Raw genomic sequence first — 16,688 nt, 5'->3', positions numbered from 1 at the left:
GCCGGTTAATTGGTCTTGGTGGTCCAGGCGCCGTCCTTGACGACCTTGATCTCGATCTCGACCGGGATCTGGGTCTGGCCGTGATCGTCGAACGAGGTAGTTCCCAGCACGCCGTCATGCTTGATCGAGCGGATGGCCTGCGCCAGCTTGGCCTTGTCCTCGATGCCGTTGTCGGCGATCACCTTCAGGAGGATCTGCGTCGCCTCATAGGCATATTTGGTGTAAGGGCTGGGCGCCTCGGCGTAGTTCTGGGCCTTGTAGTCGGCCTCCATCTTGGTCAGGGCAGGGTTCGACTGGGAAGCCGGATAGCTCACCATGGTGCCCTCGGCGGCCTTGCCGGCAACCGCGATGAATTCGGGGTCGTAGAAGCCGGAGATGCCGATCATCGGCGTGGTCAGGCCGAGTTCGGCCATCTGCTTGCGCAGGATGCCGGCCTCGGTGATGACGCCGCCAAAATAGATGGCATCCGGCGCTTCGCCCTTGATGCGGGTGAGGATGGTGCGAAAATCCGTGGTGCCAACAGGCAGCAGGTCGGTCGAGGAGGTCTGGCCGCCGGCATCGCCGAAGAACTTCTTGAAGACATCGGCATTGGAGACGCCATAGTCGGAGGTATCGGCCACGATGGCGATCTTCTTGGCGCCCAGCGTCTTGAAGGCCCAGTCCGCCAGCGGCTTGTTCTCGGCCACGAGCGTGGGCGTGACGCGGGTGATCTCGGCCAGGTTCTGCTCGGTGATCTTCGGGCCGATGGCGCCCCACACGATCATCGGCATCTCGAAGCGATGGAAGACCGGGATGGTGGCGAGCGCCACAGGGCTGTTCCAATGGCCCGTGGCCGCCACCACCGCTGAATCGTTAGCCAGCTTCATGGCGGCCGACACGCCGGTCTGCGGGTCGGACGCATCATCGAGCGCCACGCCTTCGACCGTATAGGGATAATTGCCCTCATTGACCTGCTTGATGGCGAGCAGGAAGCCATTGCGGGCGCCCAGGCCCTGGGGCGCGTTGCCACCGCTGAGCGGGCCGAGGAAGCCGAGCTTGATGGTATCCTTGGCGAAGGCCAGCGTCGGCAGTGACGCCATGGCGGTCGCCAGCAGCAGCACACTGCCGAGAAGGCGGCGCCGGCGTGCGTTGAAGATGGTCATGTCTATTCCCTTGCTCGATGGTACGCCGGACCACGGGTGGGATGCCTGGACTTGTCTTCTTGTTTGAGAGTCCGTGGCCGGTCGGCTTTGTCCGAGGACGAAGGCAAGGGTGCGAAGTTTTTGCGAAAGCGAGAAGTCGCAATTTTTGAAGCACTGCCTCAGAAATGCCTAAGCAGCGCCGGCTTTCATCGCTGCCCCGCCTATGCCTAGAAAAGAAGACCGGACACTCGGCAAACGAGGCGGGAGGGGAATTCTATGGATGCGCTGCTCGCGCAATATCTGCTCAACTGGCTGGTGCTGGCCAGTATCTATGCATTGGTGGCCTTGGGGTTCAGCCTGCTGTTCGGCGTGCTCAATGTCATCCATTTCTCGCATGGTGACGTCTCGATCACCGCGCCCTTCGTCGCCCTGGCGATGATCCAGATCCTGACCGGCGGCATGCTGGGCTTCGATACCGTGCCGGCCGCCCTGATTGCCTGCCTGATCGCGATCGCCTTTGTCGGCCTGCTCGGCGTGCTGCTCGACTGGCTGGTGATCCGCCGCTTTCGCAACGCCCCGGCCATGATGGCCCTGGTCGCCACCGTGGCGCTCGGCACCGTGGTGCGCGAGCTGATCCGCACTTTCTATCCGCAAGGCAGCAACCCCAAGCCGTTTCCCGCTTTGGTGACGGGCGAAATCTCGCTCTTTGGCCTGACAGTACCGGCCTTCAGCCTCACCGTGATTGTCCTCTGCATCGCGATGGTGGCGGTCCTGTTTGCCCTGATGCGGCATACGCCGCTTGGCATGCGCATCCGGGCCGTCGCCGAAGACCGCAACACGGCGCGCCTGATGGCGATCAATCCGAGCCGGATGTTCGCCGCCACCTTCCTGCTCGCCTCGGCGGTCGGCGCTATCGGTGGCCTGTTCTATGCCAGCCATGCCGGCGTGGTGCGCTTCGATTTCGGCATCCAGCTCGGCCTGATCGGCTTTTCGGCGGCCGTGATCGGGGGCCTCGGCTCGATGCAGGGCGCCATCCTCGGCAGTCTCCTGATCGCCGGCATCGAGATGCTGGCGCAGGCTTTGCTGGCGGATGGAGCCTCCTATCGCCTGGTGTGCATTTTCGTCCTGGTGATCTGCGTGCTGGTGTTCAAACCCTCGGGCCTGCTCGGCAAGCCTGTCTTCGAGAAGGTGTGAGCCATGGCCGCCACCACGCATAATCTATCGCAGGCGCGCGCCGGCACTTCCTTCGGCGCCTTGGCTACCGTTCTCGGCGTCGAACTCATCGGGGCCGTTCTGCTCGGCACCTTGCTCCTGGCCGAACGGACCTCGATCATCGTCGCCCTGTTGGCCTTGCTCGGGGCCGGCTTCGCCGCCCTGCAGTTCAGGCCGCAGATCGAGGAGCATATCATCGTGGCCTTCCGGCGCTATCGCACCAGCGCCACCGTCCTCGGCATCGCCATCGTCCTGGCGTTTCCCTTCTTCATGCAGGGCAGCAGCTACGCGCTGCATCTGCTCATCGTTGCCCAGCTTTATTCGGTGCTGGCGCTCGCCCTCAATTTTCAGCTCGGCAGCGCCAATATTCCGAACTTCGCAACGGGCGCCTCCTATGGCATTGGTGCCTATACTTCGGCGCTGCTAGCGATCAATTTCGGCATTTCCTTCTGGCTGACCCTGCCGATCTCGGCGGTGGTGGCGACCTTGTTCGGCTTTGCGCTCGGCTTCCCCTCCATGCGGACCAAGGAAAGCTACCTTGCCCTGGTAACCATCGCCTTCGGCATCGTCGTCCAGCAATTGCTCAACAACCTGTCGTGGACAGGAGGGCCCAACGGCCTGGTTGGCATTCCCGCGCCGACCTTCTTCGGGCATTCCTTCATCAAGCCGCTCTATGTCTTCGGCTACAAGCTGCCGAGCCAGGCCAATTTCTACTATCTTTCGGCGGCGCTGGTGGGTCTTGCCATCCTCTCGGCGGGACGCCTCCACCACAGCCGGGTGGGCCTGGCCTGGAATGCCTTGAGGGCCGACCCGCTCGCGGCGCGCTGCCAGGGCATCAACGTGGTCTGGTACAAGATCCTGGCCTTCGGCGTCGATGCCTTCCTCGCCGCCTTCGCCGGCACCGTCTACGCCTTCTATGTGAGCTACATTTCGCCCGACAATTTCACCTTCGTGGTGTCGGTCACCATCATGACCATGGTGATCGTGGGTGGCATGGACAACACGCTCGGCGTGATCATCGGTGCCTTCCTGCTGACGCTGCTGCCTGAAAAGCTCAGGGTGTTCTCCGACTACCGCCTGCTCTTCGTCAGCATCATCGTGATCGCCTTCCTGATCCTGCGGCCCCAGGGCCTCTTCCCGCAGCGCGCGCGCAACTATGGGGGCCAGCCATGAGGGAGCCGGTCATAAACCAGACGCTTCTGGAGACCCGGGACCTGACCATCAAATTCGGCGGGCTGACGGCGGTGGACGGGGTCGACCTCCGGCTCGATCGCTCGGAGATCCTGTGCATCATCGGGCCGAACGGGGCGGGCAAGTCCACCTTGTTCAACGTCATCACCGGCATCTACCGGCCCTCCAAGGGCACGGTGGCGCTGGAAGGACGCGACATTACCGGCAACCCCGCCCACCGCATCGCAGCCGCCGGCATCACCCGTACCTTCCAGTCGAGCCGGCTGTTCAACGACCTGACGCTGGTCGACAATGTGGTGATCGGCATGCATTGCCGCACCCGCACAGGCGTGCTCACGGCGCTGCTTCGTCCGGGCAAGGCACGCGCCGAACTCGACGAGGCTGCCGAGCGCGCGGGCGAATTGATCCGCTCCATCTCGCCCGACCTCTACGAACGGCGCCATACCTTGGCAGGCACGCTGCCCCAGGCCGACCGCCGCCGCCTGGAAATTGCCCGAGCGCTTGCTTCCGACCCAAAGGTGATCCTGCTCGACGAGCCTTCCTCGGGCATGGACGATCGCGACACCGATGCCTTGATGGCAAGCATCCGCTCCGTGATGGCCCGGCGAGCCGGCCTGTCCTTCCTGATCATCGAACACGACATGCGTCTGGTCAGGGCGCTGCCCGACCGGGTTGCCGTCATCGATTACGGCCGGAAGATCGCCGACGGCGACTTCCAGGAGGTGCGGCAGCTGCCGCGCGTCCAGCAGGCTTATCTCGGACACAAGGCCGGTCATGCTTGAACTCAAATCCGTCTCGACCAGCTATGGGCCGGTGCCCATGCTCCGCAATGTCTCGCTTCAGGTGAACAGGGGTGAGCTCGTCTGCCTGCTCGGGCCGAACGGTGCCGGCAAGAGCACGACCTTCAATGCCATCTGCGGCCTCCTCAAGCTCGACACGGGCTCGATCGGCATCCTGGGCAAGGACGTGGCCGCGGTTGGCACCGAAAGGCTGGCGTCGCTGGGAGTCGGCTTCGTCCCCGAAGGGCGCCGACTCTTCCCGACCCTCAATGTGCGCGAGAATCTCAAGCTCGCCTTCGACGCTGCCAGATGCCGGGTACCGTTCGGGGACAGGCTGGAGGCGATGGCCGGCCTGTTTCCACGCATTCGCGAGAGGTTGACGCAGGGAGCGGGGACGATGTCGGGCGGCGAGCAGGCCATGGTGGCCCTGGCCCGCGCCTTGATCGGCGATCCGCAGCTGGTTGTGATGGACGAGCCCTCGCTCGGCCTATCGCCGAAGCTCATCGACGAATATTTCGACATCGTCGGGCGCATCCGCGACCAGGGCAAGACCGTATTGCTGGTCGAGCAGAATGCCGAGACCGCGCTGTCGATCGCCGATCGCGGCTATCTGCTGGTGCGCGGCCAGATCGCAGCGAGCGGTACCAGCAAGGACCTGCTCGCCAACGACACGGTACATCACCTCTATCTCTAGATCGGCTTTGACCAGTCCGGATCGTCGTGCTGCGGCTTTTCCGAACCCGTGCAGCGGAATTCCATATTTTCCAGCGCCGACGATTTCCGGAAGGATCGATCGGCGGAAGGCCGGGATGACACCGGCTTCAAGACCAACAGGAGAGCGCGGATGGGCGTGGAGATCGATCCAAAGGTGCGCGAGAAATTCCTCGGCGGCATGAGCCAGGCCGCCTGCACCGTGAACGTGGTCTCCACCGACGGGCCGGCCGGCCGGGCAGGGGTGACCGTCTCGGCCATGGCCTCCGTCTCGGCGGATACGGATCTGCCGACCATGCTGGTCTGCGTCCACCATCTCAGCCCGGCGGCGGCCAAGATCGTCGAGAACGGCGTTTTGTGTGTCAACGTCCTGCGGGACGACCAGTCCTATATCTCGGATGTCTTCGCTGGCCGTTTTCGCGACGAGATCGGCGACAAGTTCGAATGCACCGAATGGGTGACCGCATCGACCGGCGCGCCGCGCATCGCCGATCCCCTGGTGGCGTTCGACTGCAAGCTCTTATCGAGCGAGAAGGTCGGCACGCACCACATCTTCTTGTGCGAAGTGCGCGATATCCATCTCTCCCGCCACGGTTCGCCGCTGATCTATGCCAATCGTTCCTATGGTTCGTCGAACCGGATCGAAGGGGCGAGTTCGCTGCGCGCGGGGCTGGCGGGCGAGACAGCCCGGCTGGTGATTGGCTGCTTCCACACGTTCGGGCCCTATCTCATGCCCTCGCTTATCCGTGAGATGGGCGGGATCGGCGTCAAGCTGATCGAGGGCGATCATCGGCGCCTGCGCGAAAGCCTGCTGGCGGGCGAGAGCGAACTGGCACTGCTTTATGATTTCGACCTGGGCGGCGAGTTCGAAAAGCTATCCTTGGGCGAGTTGACACCCTATGTCCTGCTCTCAGCCAATCATCCGCTCTGCCATCAGAGCGAGGTGGCGCCCGAGGATCTCGCCGCCGAGCCGATGATCCTGCTCGATGCCCCGCCCAGCCGGGACTATTTCACCGGCATTCTGGAAGACGCCGGCATCAAGCCGCTGATCGCCTATCGCTCGATCTCCTTCGAGATGGTGCGCGGCATGGTGGCCCATGGCCTGGGCTATTCGATCCTGGCGACCAAGCCGGCCTCGGACATGAGCTATGACGGGCTCAATCTGGTGACCCGCCCTCTGACCGGCAAGCACCGCGAGAACCGCATCGTGCTGGCCCATCGTGCCGAGCGCGAGCTTTCGCCTGCGGCCCGGCATTTCGGCGATCTGTGCGCGAAGCGTTTTGCAAAGTGGTGAGATAGGACGAAAGGCGCGACGCCGGTGGTCCTTCGCCCCGTTTTCGGGGAGAAGTAAGGATGAGGGGCTGCGCGACCTTACAGATTGAACGCTTGCTGCTGTCCCTTAGCTCTATCCCGGTCCATTCCAAAAGGAATGGACGATACCCGTAAACGGGGAGAGGCGGCACAAGCGTCGCGCTTACCTGCTGGATTGATCATCTCGCTCTACCGTCATTTTAAAACGTTGTCTTCCTACGGCGTGATCAGAATGGCCCCGACGACCTGGCGGGCCTCGGCGGCTTCATGCGCCCTGGCGATCTCATCGAGCGAGAAGCGTTGCCCGATATCCACGCTCACATGCCCCTTGGCGACTGCATCGAAGAAATCGGCCGCGTTGGCACGGAAGCTGGCGCTGTCGGCATTGTGGGCGAAGATCGACGGGCGGGTGATGAACAGACCGCCCTTCTTGTTGAGAAGGTCGAGGTCGATAGCGGGGGCCGGGCCGGAGGCCGCGCCATAAGAGACCACCAGCCCGAAGGGGGCGGCGCATTCGAGCGACTTGATCAGCGTATCCTTGCCGACGGCGTCATAGACCGCGCGGGCCTTGCGGCCGCCGGTCGCCTGGAGGAAGGCCTCGGGCCAGGCGGGATCGTTGAGATCGATCACCGCCTTGCATCCGGCGGCGAGCGCGGCCTCGCGCTTGCTGGGCGAGCCGGTGGTACCGATGACGGTCGCCCCCAGTGCCGTCGCCCATCGCGTGAGGATCTGGCCGACACCCCCGGCAGCCGAGTGGACCAGCAGGAGATCGCCCGGCTGGACTGCGTAAGTCCTGCGCAGCAGATATTGCGCCGTCATGCCTTTGAAGAACAAGGTCGCGGCCGCCTGGTCGCTGACCGAGCGAGGCAGGATCGCCAGCTTGTCGGCCGGGACATTGCGCCGATCCGCATAGGCACCCAGGCCCGCATTGATATAAGCAACCCTGTCGCCGGCCTTGAGGTCGCTGACGCCGGGGCCGACCGCCTCCACCACGCCGGCAGCCTCGAAGCCGAGCCCGCTCGGCAATTGCAGCGGATAGATACCCTTGCGCTGGTAGATGTCGATAAAATTGAAGCCGATCGCCGTGTGCCTGACCTGAACCTCGGCGGCGCCGGGCGCGGGCAGGTCCCGCGTCTCGAGCTTCATCACGGTGGGCGCGCCATATTCGCTGACGACGACTCTGCGTTGGACGGACATGAACGGTATCTCCTGAGTGGACGGTATTGCGATGTCGCCGTCCTTTATGATCTCACTTCATTTCGTGATAAATGGGGAGCTGATCGCTAGACTTGAAACGAATGGTTTCAAATTAATGGACCGCTTTACCAGCATGGGTGTGTTCGCCAAGGCCGTGGAGGCGGGGTCCTTCTCGGCGGCCGGCAACGCGCTGTCGATGTCTTCGCAGATGGTGGGCAAGCATGTGCGCCTGCTGGAGGACCATCTCGGCGTCAAGCTGATCAACCGCACGACCCGGCGCCAAAGCGTCACCGAGATCGGGCGCAGCTATTACGAGCGGGTTCGCACCATCCTGGCCGAGGTCGAGGCGGCCGAAGTGCTGGCTGCCGAGACGCGCGGCACCCCGCGCGGTCAGATCCGGGTGAACGCCCCGGTGACCTTCGGCGCGCATGAACTCGCCAATGCCCTGCCGGACTATCTGGCTGCCCATCCCGAAGTCGATGTCGAGCTCACACTGTCCGATCGCGTCGTCGACCTCATCGACGAGGGGTATGACGCCGTGTTTCGCGTCGGCCCTCTTGCCGATTCGAGCCTGATAGCCCGGCCACTGCGGCCCATGACGTTCACCGTCTGCGCGGCGCCGGCCTATCTTGCTGCGCATGGCCATCCCGAAAAGCCGGCCGACCTCGACAAGCATGAGAGCCTCGGCTTCATGCATGGAAATACGCGTGACCAATGGCGTTTTGCCGGTCCCGAAGGCTTGGAGACGGTCGAGCTGTCCTATCGCTTCCTAGCCAATAATGGCCAGGCCCTGCTCACGGCCGCATTGGCCGGCCTCGGCATCATGCTCCAGCCGGCGTCCCTGGTGCGGAGCGACATCGAAGCCGGACGCTTGATCCGGCTGCTGGAGGGCTACGAGCCCCCATCTCGGGTCATGAACATCCTCTATGCTCCGGACCGCCGCATCACCCCGAAGCTGCGCTCTTTCGTCGACTTCGCCATCGCCCGTTTCGGCTGAGGGCAGCACAAATCCTTGTGCATCTTGCTTTAAGACGCGATCGGGAAGTGGCACGCGACCTTGCGACCGGGGCTGTAGTCCCGCATCTGCGGGCGCTCCGAACGGCACAGGTCCTGGGCGACCGGGCATCTGGGGTGAAAGCGGCAGCCCGGCGGCGGGTTGAGCGGGCTTGGCACATCGCCGGTGAGGATGATGCGCTTGCGCGTTCCGCTCGGCGTGGTCTCCACGATGGGAACCGCCGAAATCAGGGCCTGGCTATAGGGATGGGCCGGCGTGGCGAATACCTCTTCGGCCGGACCTTCCTCGACGATGGAACCCAGATACATCACCGCGATGCGGGTCGAGACCTGGCGGACGACGGAGAGGTCATGGGCGATGAAGATATAGGTGAGGTTCAGCTTCTCCTGCAGGTCGGCGAGCAGGTTGACGATCTGTGCCTGCACCGAGACGTCGAGCGCCGAGACCGGCTCGTCCAGAACCACCAGGTCCGGATTGAGCGCGATGGCGCGGGCAATGCCGACGCGCTGGCGCTGGCCGCCGGAGAACTCGTGCGGATAGCGCATGACGTGATCCGGCAGCAGCCCGACGAGATCGAACAGCTCAGCCACGCGCTTGGCGATCTGCGCCGACGACAGTTTGGTGTGGATGCGCAGCGGCTCCGCCACCAGATCGCCGACGCGCCGCCGCGGGTTGAGCGAAGCCGATGGATCCTGGAACACCATCTGGAGCCGGCGCCTCAGCGGCCTGAGCTTGGCCAGCGACGTGCCGGTAATGTCTTCGCCTTCGAAGATGAGCTGTCCCTCGGAGATGTCGTAGAGCCGGACCAGGCAGCGAGCCAGCGTGGACTTGCCACAGCCCGATTCGCCGACGAGCCCGACGGTTTCCCCGTGTCCCACCGTCAGGGAAACATTGTCGACCGCATGGACTGTGCGCTTGCCCTCGGCGGAAAAGCGGCTGCCGATCGAGAAGCGCTTGCCGAGCGCGCGCGTTTCGAGGATCGGCCGATTTTTTTCGATCATCTGTCCGCTCATGCTTGCGCCACCCGGAAGCAGGCGGCGGCGTGGGTGCCGCTGCCGAGGCTGGGCTTGTCCATCAGGCAGGGTTCGTAGCGCGCCGGGCAGCGCGGACCGAAGGCGCAGCCCTCAGGCAGCCTGAGCAGCGAAGGCGGTGAGCCGGGAATGGCCGGCAGGCGGCGCGGCTTCTCGCCGGTCAAAGGCGGGATCGAACCCAGGAGCGCCCGCGTATAGGGGTGCCGCGGATCGGAGAACAATTCCGCCCGGCTGCCGCGCTCCACCACCCGTCCCGCATACATGACCATGACCCGGTCGGCGAGCTCGGAGACCACGCCCATGTCGTGCGTGATGAAGACGACGGCCGAATTATGGGTCGAGCGCAGCTTGCGCACGAGATCGAGGATGCCGGCCTGCACGGTGACGTCGAGCGCCGTGGTGGGCTCGTCCGCCACCAGCAGGGCCGGGTCGCAGGACAAAGCCATGGCGATCACAGCCCGCTGGCGCATGCCGCCGGAAAGCTGGTGGGGATAGCGCGACATCGCCTCGCGCGGATTGGGGAAGTTCACCTCCGCCAGCAATTCCTCCACGCGCTTGAGCGCTTTGGCCTTGCTGATTTTGCGATGCGCCTGGATCTGCTCGGCGATCTGCCAGCCGATGGTGTAGACCGGCGTCAGCGCCGTCATCGGATCCTGGAAGATCATGGCGATCTCGTTGCCGCGCAGGCGCCGGAGTTCGCGCGCGGGCAGGCCCACCAGTTCGCGGCCCTTGTAGCGGATCGAGCCTTCGATCCTCGCGTTGGGATCGGTGATCAGGCCCATCACCGCCAGCAGCGACACGGTCTTGCCGGAGCCGGATTCGCCGACGACGCCGAGGATCTCGCCTTCGGCGAGGTCGAAGGAAACCCCGTCGATGGCGCGCACCAGGCCGTCATCGGTGCGGAAGGAAACCCGAAGATCGCGTACGGACAGCATCATGACGTCCTCACGCGCGGATCGAGAAGGATATAGACGAAATCGACCACGGCGTTGGCCACGACCACGAACATGGACGCATACATCACGGTTGCCATGATCATCGGCAAATCGAGGTTCTGCAGGGCGTCATAGGTGAGCTTGCCGATGCCATGCAGGCCGAACACCACCTCCGTCAGCAAAGCGGAGCCTCCCACCAGCGCGCCGAAATCGAGTCCGAACAGGGTGATGAAGGCAATCAGCGAGGTCCTGAGCGCATGGCGCAGCAGGATGCGCGTTTCCGACAGGCCCTTGGCGCGAGCCGTGCGGATATAGTCCTCCTGCAGGGATTCGATGATCGCCGCCCGCAGCACGCGCCCGTAGATGCCGATATAGAGCACCGCGAGCGTGACCCAGGGGATGACCAAAGTGAGGAACCAGCCCTTGGGATCGTCGAAGAAGTTCTTGTAGCCGAGCGGCGGCACCCAGCCGAACAGCCAGGTGTCGTGATAGCGGCTCTGGGTGATCAGGTTCATCACCTCGCCCAGCCAGTAGACCGGCATGGAAATGCCGATCAGCCCCGCCGCCATCAGGAGCCTGTCGATCCAGCTGTCACGCGTGGCGGCGGCGATCATGCCGATGATGACGGAGACCACGACCCACAGGATCGCCGCCCCGAACACCAGCGAGAGCGTGACCGGGATGGAGTCCAGCACCGCCGGCACCACCTTCCAGCCGCGATTGACGAAGGAGGTCAGGTCGCCGGTGACGAAGATCTTCTTCATCATCAGGCCGTACTGGACATAGAGCGGCTGGTCGAAGCCGAAATTGTGGCGCACGGCCTCCAGCACCTCGGGCGAGGCGTTGCGGCCGGCGATGCGAGCCGCTGGATCGGCACCGGGCGTGGCGAAGAAGATCAGGAAGACGATGACCGAGATGCCGAACATCACGAACAGCATCTGGCCGAAGCGGCGCAGGATGGCATAGATCATCAGTCGCGCCCCAGTCGAACTTTGGAACGCGGGTCGAGCGCGTCGCGCAGGCCATCGCCGAAGACGTTGAGCGCCATCACCGAAAGGGCGATCGCGATGCCCGGCGCCAGCGCCACCATGGGGCGCGTATAGAGCAGCGCCTGCCCGTCCTGGATGATGGTGCCCCAGCTCGCGGCGGGCGGCTGCACGCCGATCGACAGGAAGGACAGTGCCGATTCGGTCAGCATGTTCAGCGCCATCATCAGCGGCACGAAGACGATCAGGGTGGTGGTGATGTTGGGCAGGATGTCACGCCACAGGATACGCCGTCCCGGCACGCCCAGATTGATGGCGGCGAGCACGAATTCACTTTTGCGCAGCGACAGCACCTGCCCGCGAATGGGGCGCGCCACATAGGGCACATAGACGATACCGATGATGATGATCGGCAGCCACAGACTGCCGGATTCGATCACGATCGGCCCGATCGAAATGCCCTGCGCGATGGTGACGATGGAAAGTGAAATTGCCAGCAGATAGATCGGAAACGCCCAGAGGACGTCGAGGAAGCGCGACAGGATCGTGTCGACGATGCCGCCGAAATAGCCGGCGATCAGGCCCGCGGCCGTGCCGAAGATCAGCGTGAAGATGGTGGCGGCCCCCGCGATCATCAGCGAAGAGAGGCCGCCATAGAGCATCCGGGCCATGACGTCGCGCCCCTGGCTGTCGGCGCCGAGGAAATAATTGCCGAGCCGCCAGGTCGGGCCGAGCGGCGTGTAGCCGAGCCCGAGCCCCTCCGTCGACTGCTCCATCACCGGTACCTCGGCGCCATCGATCTGGATGACGGCGTCGAGGGTGGAAGCGAACGGATCGACCCCGGCCCAGCGCGCATAGAGCGGTGCGCTGAGACAGGCAGCCACGATCAGCAGGAACAGCGCCAGGGAGGCCATGGCCGCCTTGTTGCGTCTCAGCTTCACGAAAGCGAGGGCCCAGGGCCCTCGCGATCGGCGTGGCATGGCGACGACGTCATTCGCCACGGAGGTTTCCTCGAAGTGTGTCACTGAACCCAGGCCTGCGTGACCATCCAGTTGAACTGCGGGTTGAACTTGAAATTGCCGACGCGCTTGCTGACGAAGTCGAGGCGCTTGGGCGTGAAGAGGCCGACGGCCGGCGCCTTGTCGGTGATCTGCCTGTCGATCTCGGCCCACATCTTGTCGGCGGCCTTCTGGTCGGTGACACCCAGGTCCAGCGCCTTCTGCATCTTGGCGTCGATCTCCTTGTCGCAGAAACCGGAGATGTTGATCGAGGCGTCCGAGCCCTCACGGAAGGAGGCGCAGCCGAACAGGATGTTCAGGAAGTCCGAAGCCGCCGGATAATCCTTGTACCATTGGCTGACCGACATCTGCACCTTGTTGTTGGTGTTCTGGATGTAGGTGAACTGGATGTTGGTCGAGATCGGCTTGACGTCCGCGACATAGCCGATGCTGGTCAGCACGCTCTGCAGATAGACGCCGATGGAGCGCGAAATGGCAGTGTCCTCGACGATGATGGTGACCTTCTGGCCCTTGGTGCCGGATTCCTCGACGAGCTGTTTGGCCTTGTCGAGATCGGTGGCCGACCATTTGGCGCCGGGATTCTTGGTGAAGGGGCAATAGTCTTCATGGCCGGGGAAATCCGGCGGCAGGACCTGGCAGACCGGCGTGGCCAGCACCTTGCCGCCGAACAGCTTGACCAGCGTGTTGCGGTCGATCGCAAAGGCCACGGCCTGGCGGGCTTTCTCATTGTCGAAGGGAGCCAAGCGGGTGTTGAGCGGGGCGTACCACCATGCCGAAAGCGGCGAGATATGGAGCTGATCCTTGAATTTGGTGCCGAGTTCGCCGAGACGATCACTCGGCAGCGGATCGAACATCCAGTCCGCTTCCCCGTTCTGGATCGCGGTGACGGCGGCTTCCTCGGACAGGCCGAAATCATACTGCACCGCGTCGGGATAGCCGTCCGGCTGGGCCTGCTCGCTCCATTGCTTGAAATGGGGATTGCGCGAGAGCGTCATGCCCTTGTTGGGGTCGAAAGCCGAGATCATGTAGGGGCCGGTGCTGGGGATGGGCCGGGAGCCCATGTCTTCGGCCGGCGTATCCGCAGGCAGGATCACCGCATGCGGCAGAGCGAGCTTGTAGAGGAGCTCGGCATCCGGCTTGGTGAGATTGATGGTGATCGTGCCGGCGGCCTCGTCGGCGACGATGCCGCCTTCCAGCGTGCAGCTCTTGGTATCGGCCAGGCATTTGTCGGCCCCGACGATGCCGGCATAGAAGGTGCCGGAGGTCGGGCCGGAAATCTTGAAGATGCGCTGGAAGGAGGCGACGACATCCTTCACGCCGAGATCCTGTCCGTTCGAGAACTTGATGCCCTTGCGCAGCTTGAAGGCGAAGGTCTTGCCCTCATTGCTGACCGCGGGCAGGGCCTCGGCCAGATCCGGCACGACCTCGAAGCCGTCCTTGCCTTCCGCCTTGCGGAAGATGACGAGCCCGTCATAAACAGGCTGGTACATCTGCCAGCCCTGGTCGGTGTAGTTGATATGCGGATCGAGGGTTCCGGCTGCGGAGCGGGCCAGCAGGCGGATGGTGCCGCCGCGATGTTCCTTGAGATATTCGGCCTGTGCCGGCGCCAGCCAGGAGCCGGCCAGCAAGGCCGTGGCTGCAACAGCCAAAAGCAGTCTCTTCATTGTCGATCCCCTCTTCTTGACAGTTCAACTGTCGTGTTGATCCAGGAAGTCCCCGACCACCCGCATGCATCTTTCTTGTTCTTCCACATGCGGCATGTGGCTGGAATGCTCGAATATTTCCCAGCGCGATCCCTTGATGCCGTCCTTGTAGGGCTGCACGGTCGCGGGGGTGGCTTCGTCATGGCGTCCGGAGAGGATCAGCGTGGGCACCTCGACGGCGGGCAGGCGGTCGATGACGCTCCAGCTCTTCAACGTGCCGATGACATGAAACTCGTTGGGGCCGTTCATCACATTGTAGACGGTAGGATTGCGTGCCACCTGGGCGAAGCTTGCCGCTACCTCTGGCGGGAAGGGCACGACACGGCAGACATGGCGCTCATAGAAGACCATGGTCGCCTCATGATACTCCGCATCCTCCGTCGTGCCGGCCTCTTCGTGCCGGGTCAGCGTTTCCTGTATGTCGAGGGGCAGGTCGGCGCGCAGGCGGTTGGCTTCCTCCACCCACAATTTCATCGACGCCGGCGAATTGGCGATGGTCAGCGACTTCAGACCCTCAGGCCTGATCACGGCATATTCGGCACCCAGCATGCCACCCCAGCTCTGGCCGAGCACATGGAAGCCGGCACGAATGCCGAGATGGTCGACCAGGTTCTCGAGCTCGTCGATGAAGAGCGCTGGCGTCCAGAAATCGGCGCCTTTCTCCGGCAATAGGGTGGAATTGCCGCAACCCAACTGGTCGTAGTGGATGACGGCGCGTCCGTCGCGGGCGAGCAGCTTGTAAGCATCGACATAATTGTGGGCGACGCCCGGTCCGCCATGCAGGATCACCACCGGGGCCTTGGCGCTCCCGAGCTCGCCGCTGACCCGATACCAGGTCTCGTAGCCCTGGAAGCTAGCCCGGCCGTCCCGGCTGGTGATCTCAAGCGACATTGTGCTTCCCATTCTGGTTATGGACCCATTCTTCCAGCATCTGCACGCCGAAGGCCGTGGCGCCCTGCCGGCCCAAGGGACGGTCGCTCTCGGCCAGTTCCTTGCCGGCGATGTCGAGATGGACCCAGGGGCGGTCTTGCGTGAAATGGCGCAGGAAGGCGGCTGCATAGGGCGCGTCGCCGTCTTCCATGTCCTTGGCATGGTGCCTGAGATCGGCGAAGGGCGAGTACAATCCCTCGTCATAGGCGCGGTCGAGCGGCAATTGCCAGAACCGTTCGCCGACCGTTTCTCCGGCTGCGATCATCTGGGAGGCGATGGCGTCATCGGTGCTGAACAGGCCGGCGAAGACCGACCCCAGGCCCCGCATCACCGAATAGGTCAGGGTGGCCAAGTCGACGATCACCGAGGGCTCGAAGCGCGAGGCGGCATAATGGAGGCAGTCGGCCAGGAGCAGGCGCCCCTCCGCATCCGTATCGAAGATCTCTACGGTCTGGCCCGAGGCCGTCGTGATGATCTCGCGCGGCTTGAGTGCGGTGCCCGAAGGCAGGTTCTCGGCGATGCCGAGCACGCCCACGGCATGGACGGGGCTGCCCTGCCGGGCAAGCGCCAGCAGGAGGCCGACCACCGCGGCCGCGCCGCCCATATCGGCCTTCATGTCGAACATCTGCGCGCCGCCCTTGATGCAAAGGCCTCCGGAATCGAAGCAGACGCCCTTGCCGACGAAGGCGAGCGGCTGCTCGCCCGATCCCTTGCCGCGATAGCGCAGCACAGCCACCCGCGGCGCGCGGGCCGAGCCGGAACCGACGGCCAGGAGCGCGTTCATGCCGAGCTCCTGCAGCCGGGCCGCATCGAGAATCTCGACCTCGATACCGGACTGGCGCAAGGCCTCCAGATGATCGGCGAAACTGTCGGGATGAAGATGGTTCGGCGGCAGGTTGACCAGGGTGCGGGCATAGTCGACGCCATCGGCGATGGCATTGGCGCGGGCCAGCGCCGCCGTGAGTTCGGTCTTGCCGGCGCCGACAAGCTCCAGCCGCCAGGCTTGATCCGCCTGCGCCACTGGACGCGTGTTGCGCAGGTCGAAGCGGTAGCGGCGCAGCCGGACGCCGAGCGCGACGCGCGCCAGGATTTCCGCCCCGGACAGGCTGGTGCCGGCGACGGGATCGAGGACGAGCGTCGCCTCGCCGATGCCCTTGCTTTCCAGATGCGCGGCAAGCGCGCCGCCGGCTCGCGCCAGGGACAGGGCATTGAGCGCTCCGGCCTGACCCAGCGCCAGCACGATCACCCGCCGGGCCGATACCGCGAGCGGTGCGATGATGTCGGTGCAGGTGCCGGATGCGGCGAGGGAGATCGGATCGGAGCAGACCCGGGATAGAAGGCCGCCCATTTCGGCGTCCAAGGCCGCTGCCCGAGGTCCGAGTTCCTGCCCGGCAGGCTGCAGGACCACGATGGTGGCGGCTGCGGAGGAGATCCCGTCTGCCGGCTCGAACACGGGCACTGGAGATTGCGGCATCGGACGGAGGACTCCCTTATTGCAGCGACACGCGCGGGGACTGTCTCCTGGTGCATATCCTCGCTCCGGCGTA

General features: G+C 64.2%; 15 protein-coding genes. 6 read left to right on the top strand and 9 right to left on the bottom strand.

All coding sequences use genetic code 11. The features are described 5' to 3' along the window. Positions 1 to 5: 5 nt before the first annotated feature. Positions 6 to 1,142, bottom strand: a complete 1,137-nt coding sequence (locus ACR9ZN_RS07795; protein ID WP_481271833.1) for a branched-chain amino acid ABC transporter substrate-binding protein — start codon at positions 1,140 to 1,142, stop codon at positions 6 to 8. Between the two features lie 255 nt (positions 1,143 to 1,397). Here ACR9ZN_RS07795 and ACR9ZN_RS07790 point away from each other — a divergent pair, with 255 nt between their 5' ends. The 5 genes from ACR9ZN_RS07790 (at position 1,398) to ACR9ZN_RS07770 (ending at position 6,308) form a co-directional block, all read left to right on the top strand. After that, complete coding sequence (locus tag ACR9ZN_RS07790) at positions 1,398 to 2,315, top strand: branched-chain amino acid ABC transporter permease (RefSeq protein ID WP_434959956.1); 918 nt, start codon at positions 1,398 to 1,400, stop codon at positions 2,313 to 2,315. A 3-nt stretch (positions 2,316 to 2,318) separates the two neighbouring features. Continuing rightward, positions 2,319 to 3,506 (top strand): branched-chain amino acid ABC transporter permease, encoded by a 1,188-nt coding sequence (locus ACR9ZN_RS07785; RefSeq protein ID WP_454816933.1) that lies wholly within the window; start codon positions 2,319 to 2,321, stop codon positions 3,504 to 3,506. Continuing rightward, positions 3,503 to 4,306: an ABC transporter ATP-binding protein gene (locus ACR9ZN_RS07780; protein WP_434959958.1), complete on the top strand. Its 804-nt coding sequence runs from the start codon at positions 3,503 to 3,505 to the stop codon at positions 4,304 to 4,306. Before ACR9ZN_RS07785 ends, ACR9ZN_RS07780 begins: the two co-directional genes overlap by 4 nt. Then, the gene (locus tag ACR9ZN_RS07775) at positions 4,299 to 4,997 is read left to right on the top strand and encodes an ABC transporter ATP-binding protein (RefSeq protein ID WP_434959959.1); all 699 of its coding nucleotides are present in this window, start codon (positions 4,299 to 4,301) and stop codon (positions 4,995 to 4,997) included. The genes ACR9ZN_RS07780 and ACR9ZN_RS07775 overlap by 8 nt, the downstream gene beginning before the upstream one ends. A 150-nt stretch (positions 4,998 to 5,147) precedes the next feature. Further along, entirely contained in the window at positions 5,148 to 6,308 is a 1,161-nt protein-coding gene (locus ACR9ZN_RS07770; protein WP_481271832.1) for a LysR substrate-binding domain-containing protein, read from the top strand. A 233-nt stretch (positions 6,309 to 6,541) separates the two neighbouring features. Here ACR9ZN_RS07770 and ACR9ZN_RS07765 read toward each other — a convergent pair whose 3' ends face one another. Then, entirely contained in the window at positions 6,542 to 7,522 is a 981-nt protein-coding gene (locus tag ACR9ZN_RS07765; RefSeq protein ID WP_481271831.1) for a quinone oxidoreductase family protein, read from the bottom strand. Between the two features lie 115 nt (positions 7,523 to 7,637). Here ACR9ZN_RS07765 and ACR9ZN_RS07760 point away from each other — a divergent pair, with 115 nt between their 5' ends. Beyond that, positions 7,638 to 8,519, top strand: a complete 882-nt coding sequence (locus ACR9ZN_RS07760) for a LysR family transcriptional regulator (protein ID WP_434959962.1) — start codon at positions 7,638 to 7,640, stop codon at positions 8,517 to 8,519. A gap of 29 nt (positions 8,520 to 8,548) precedes the next feature. Here ACR9ZN_RS07760 and ACR9ZN_RS07755 read toward each other — a convergent pair whose 3' ends face one another. The 7 genes from ACR9ZN_RS07755 to ACR9ZN_RS07725 are packed head-to-tail and all read right to left on the bottom strand — an operon-like array spanning position 8,549 to position 16,615. After that, positions 8,549 to 9,538 (bottom strand): ABC transporter ATP-binding protein, encoded by a 990-nt coding sequence (locus ACR9ZN_RS07755; protein ID WP_441771595.1) that lies wholly within the window; start codon positions 9,536 to 9,538, stop codon positions 8,549 to 8,551. Positions 9,539 to 9,546: 8 nt separating this feature from the next. Then, a complete protein-coding gene (locus ACR9ZN_RS07750; protein ID WP_481271830.1) occupies positions 9,547 to 10,506 on the bottom strand; it encodes an ABC transporter ATP-binding protein in 960 nt (319 codons plus the stop codon). Beyond that, the gene (locus ACR9ZN_RS07745) at positions 10,503 to 11,474 is read right to left on the bottom strand and encodes an ABC transporter permease (RefSeq protein WP_434959965.1); all 972 of its coding nucleotides are present in this window, start codon (positions 11,472 to 11,474) and stop codon (positions 10,503 to 10,505) included. Before ACR9ZN_RS07745 ends, ACR9ZN_RS07750 begins: the two co-directional genes overlap by 4 nt. After that, positions 11,474 to 12,490, bottom strand: coding sequence for an ABC transporter permease (locus ACR9ZN_RS07740; RefSeq protein WP_481271829.1), 1,017 nt, complete (start codon positions 12,488 to 12,490; stop codon positions 11,474 to 11,476). The genes ACR9ZN_RS07745 and ACR9ZN_RS07740 overlap by 1 nt, the downstream gene beginning before the upstream one ends. Before the next feature lie 20 nt (positions 12,491 to 12,510). Then, positions 12,511 to 14,172, bottom strand: a complete 1,662-nt coding sequence (locus tag ACR9ZN_RS07735; RefSeq protein ID WP_434959967.1) for an ABC transporter substrate-binding protein — start codon at positions 14,170 to 14,172, stop codon at positions 12,511 to 12,513. A gap of 24 nt (positions 14,173 to 14,196) precedes the next feature. Beyond that, positions 14,197 to 15,102: a proline iminopeptidase-family hydrolase gene (locus tag ACR9ZN_RS07730; protein WP_454816941.1), complete on the bottom strand. Its 906-nt coding sequence runs from the start codon at positions 15,100 to 15,102 to the stop codon at positions 14,197 to 14,199. After that, complete coding sequence (locus ACR9ZN_RS07725; RefSeq protein ID WP_454816943.1) at positions 15,092 to 16,615, bottom strand: leucyl aminopeptidase; 1,524 nt, start codon at positions 16,613 to 16,615, stop codon at positions 15,092 to 15,094. The genes ACR9ZN_RS07730 and ACR9ZN_RS07725 overlap by 11 nt, the downstream gene beginning before the upstream one ends. Between the last annotated feature and the right edge of the window lie 73 nt (positions 16,616 to 16,688).

The organism is Labrys sp. HAY1-8F (assembly GCF_056754975.1).
Note: the sequence above shows the minus strand (reverse complement) of the source record. Positions and strands in the feature narration are given on the sequence as shown.

Excerpts from the sequence above, each read along its gene's own strand:
- ACR9ZN_RS07795 (WP_481271833.1), bottom strand. The coding sequence starts at position 1,142 with ATGACCATCTTCAACGCACGCCGGCGCCGCCTTCTCGGCAGTGTGCTG.
- ACR9ZN_RS07775 (WP_434959959.1), top strand. The coding sequence starts at position 4,299 with ATGCTTGAACTCAAATCCGTCTCGACCAGCTATGGGCCGGTGCCCATG.
- ACR9ZN_RS07725 (WP_454816943.1), bottom strand. The coding sequence starts at position 16,615 with ATGCCGCAATCTCCAGTGCCCGTGTTCGAGCCGGCAGACGGGATCTCC.
- ACR9ZN_RS07745 (WP_434959965.1), bottom strand. The coding sequence starts at position 11,474 with ATGATCTATGCCATCCTGCGCCGCTTCGGCCAGATGCTGTTCGTGATG.
- ACR9ZN_RS07785 (WP_454816933.1), top strand. The coding sequence starts at position 2,319 with ATGGCCGCCACCACGCATAATCTATCGCAGGCGCGCGCCGGCACTTCC.
- ACR9ZN_RS07780 (WP_434959958.1), top strand. The coding sequence starts at position 3,503 with ATGAGGGAGCCGGTCATAAACCAGACGCTTCTGGAGACCCGGGACCTG.
- ACR9ZN_RS07735 (WP_434959967.1), bottom strand. The coding sequence starts at position 14,172 with ATGAAGAGACTGCTTTTGGCTGTTGCAGCCACGGCCTTGCTGGCCGGC.
- ACR9ZN_RS07755 (WP_441771595.1), bottom strand. The coding sequence starts at position 9,538 with ATGATCGAAAAAAATCGGCCGATCCTCGAAACGCGCGCGCTCGGCAAG.
- ACR9ZN_RS07750 (WP_481271830.1), bottom strand. The coding sequence starts at position 10,506 with ATGATGCTGTCCGTACGCGATCTTCGGGTTTCCTTCCGCACCGATGAC.
- ACR9ZN_RS07760 (WP_434959962.1), top strand. The coding sequence starts at position 7,638 with ATGGACCGCTTTACCAGCATGGGTGTGTTCGCCAAGGCCGTGGAGGCG.
- ACR9ZN_RS07730 (WP_454816941.1), bottom strand. The coding sequence starts at position 15,102 with ATGTCGCTTGAGATCACCAGCCGGGACGGCCGGGCTAGCTTCCAGGGC.
- ACR9ZN_RS07790 (WP_434959956.1), top strand. The coding sequence starts at position 1,398 with ATGGATGCGCTGCTCGCGCAATATCTGCTCAACTGGCTGGTGCTGGCC.
- ACR9ZN_RS07770 (WP_481271832.1), top strand. The coding sequence starts at position 5,148 with ATGGGCGTGGAGATCGATCCAAAGGTGCGCGAGAAATTCCTCGGCGGC.
- ACR9ZN_RS07765 (WP_481271831.1), bottom strand. The coding sequence starts at position 7,522 with ATGTCCGTCCAACGCAGAGTCGTCGTCAGCGAATATGGCGCGCCCACC.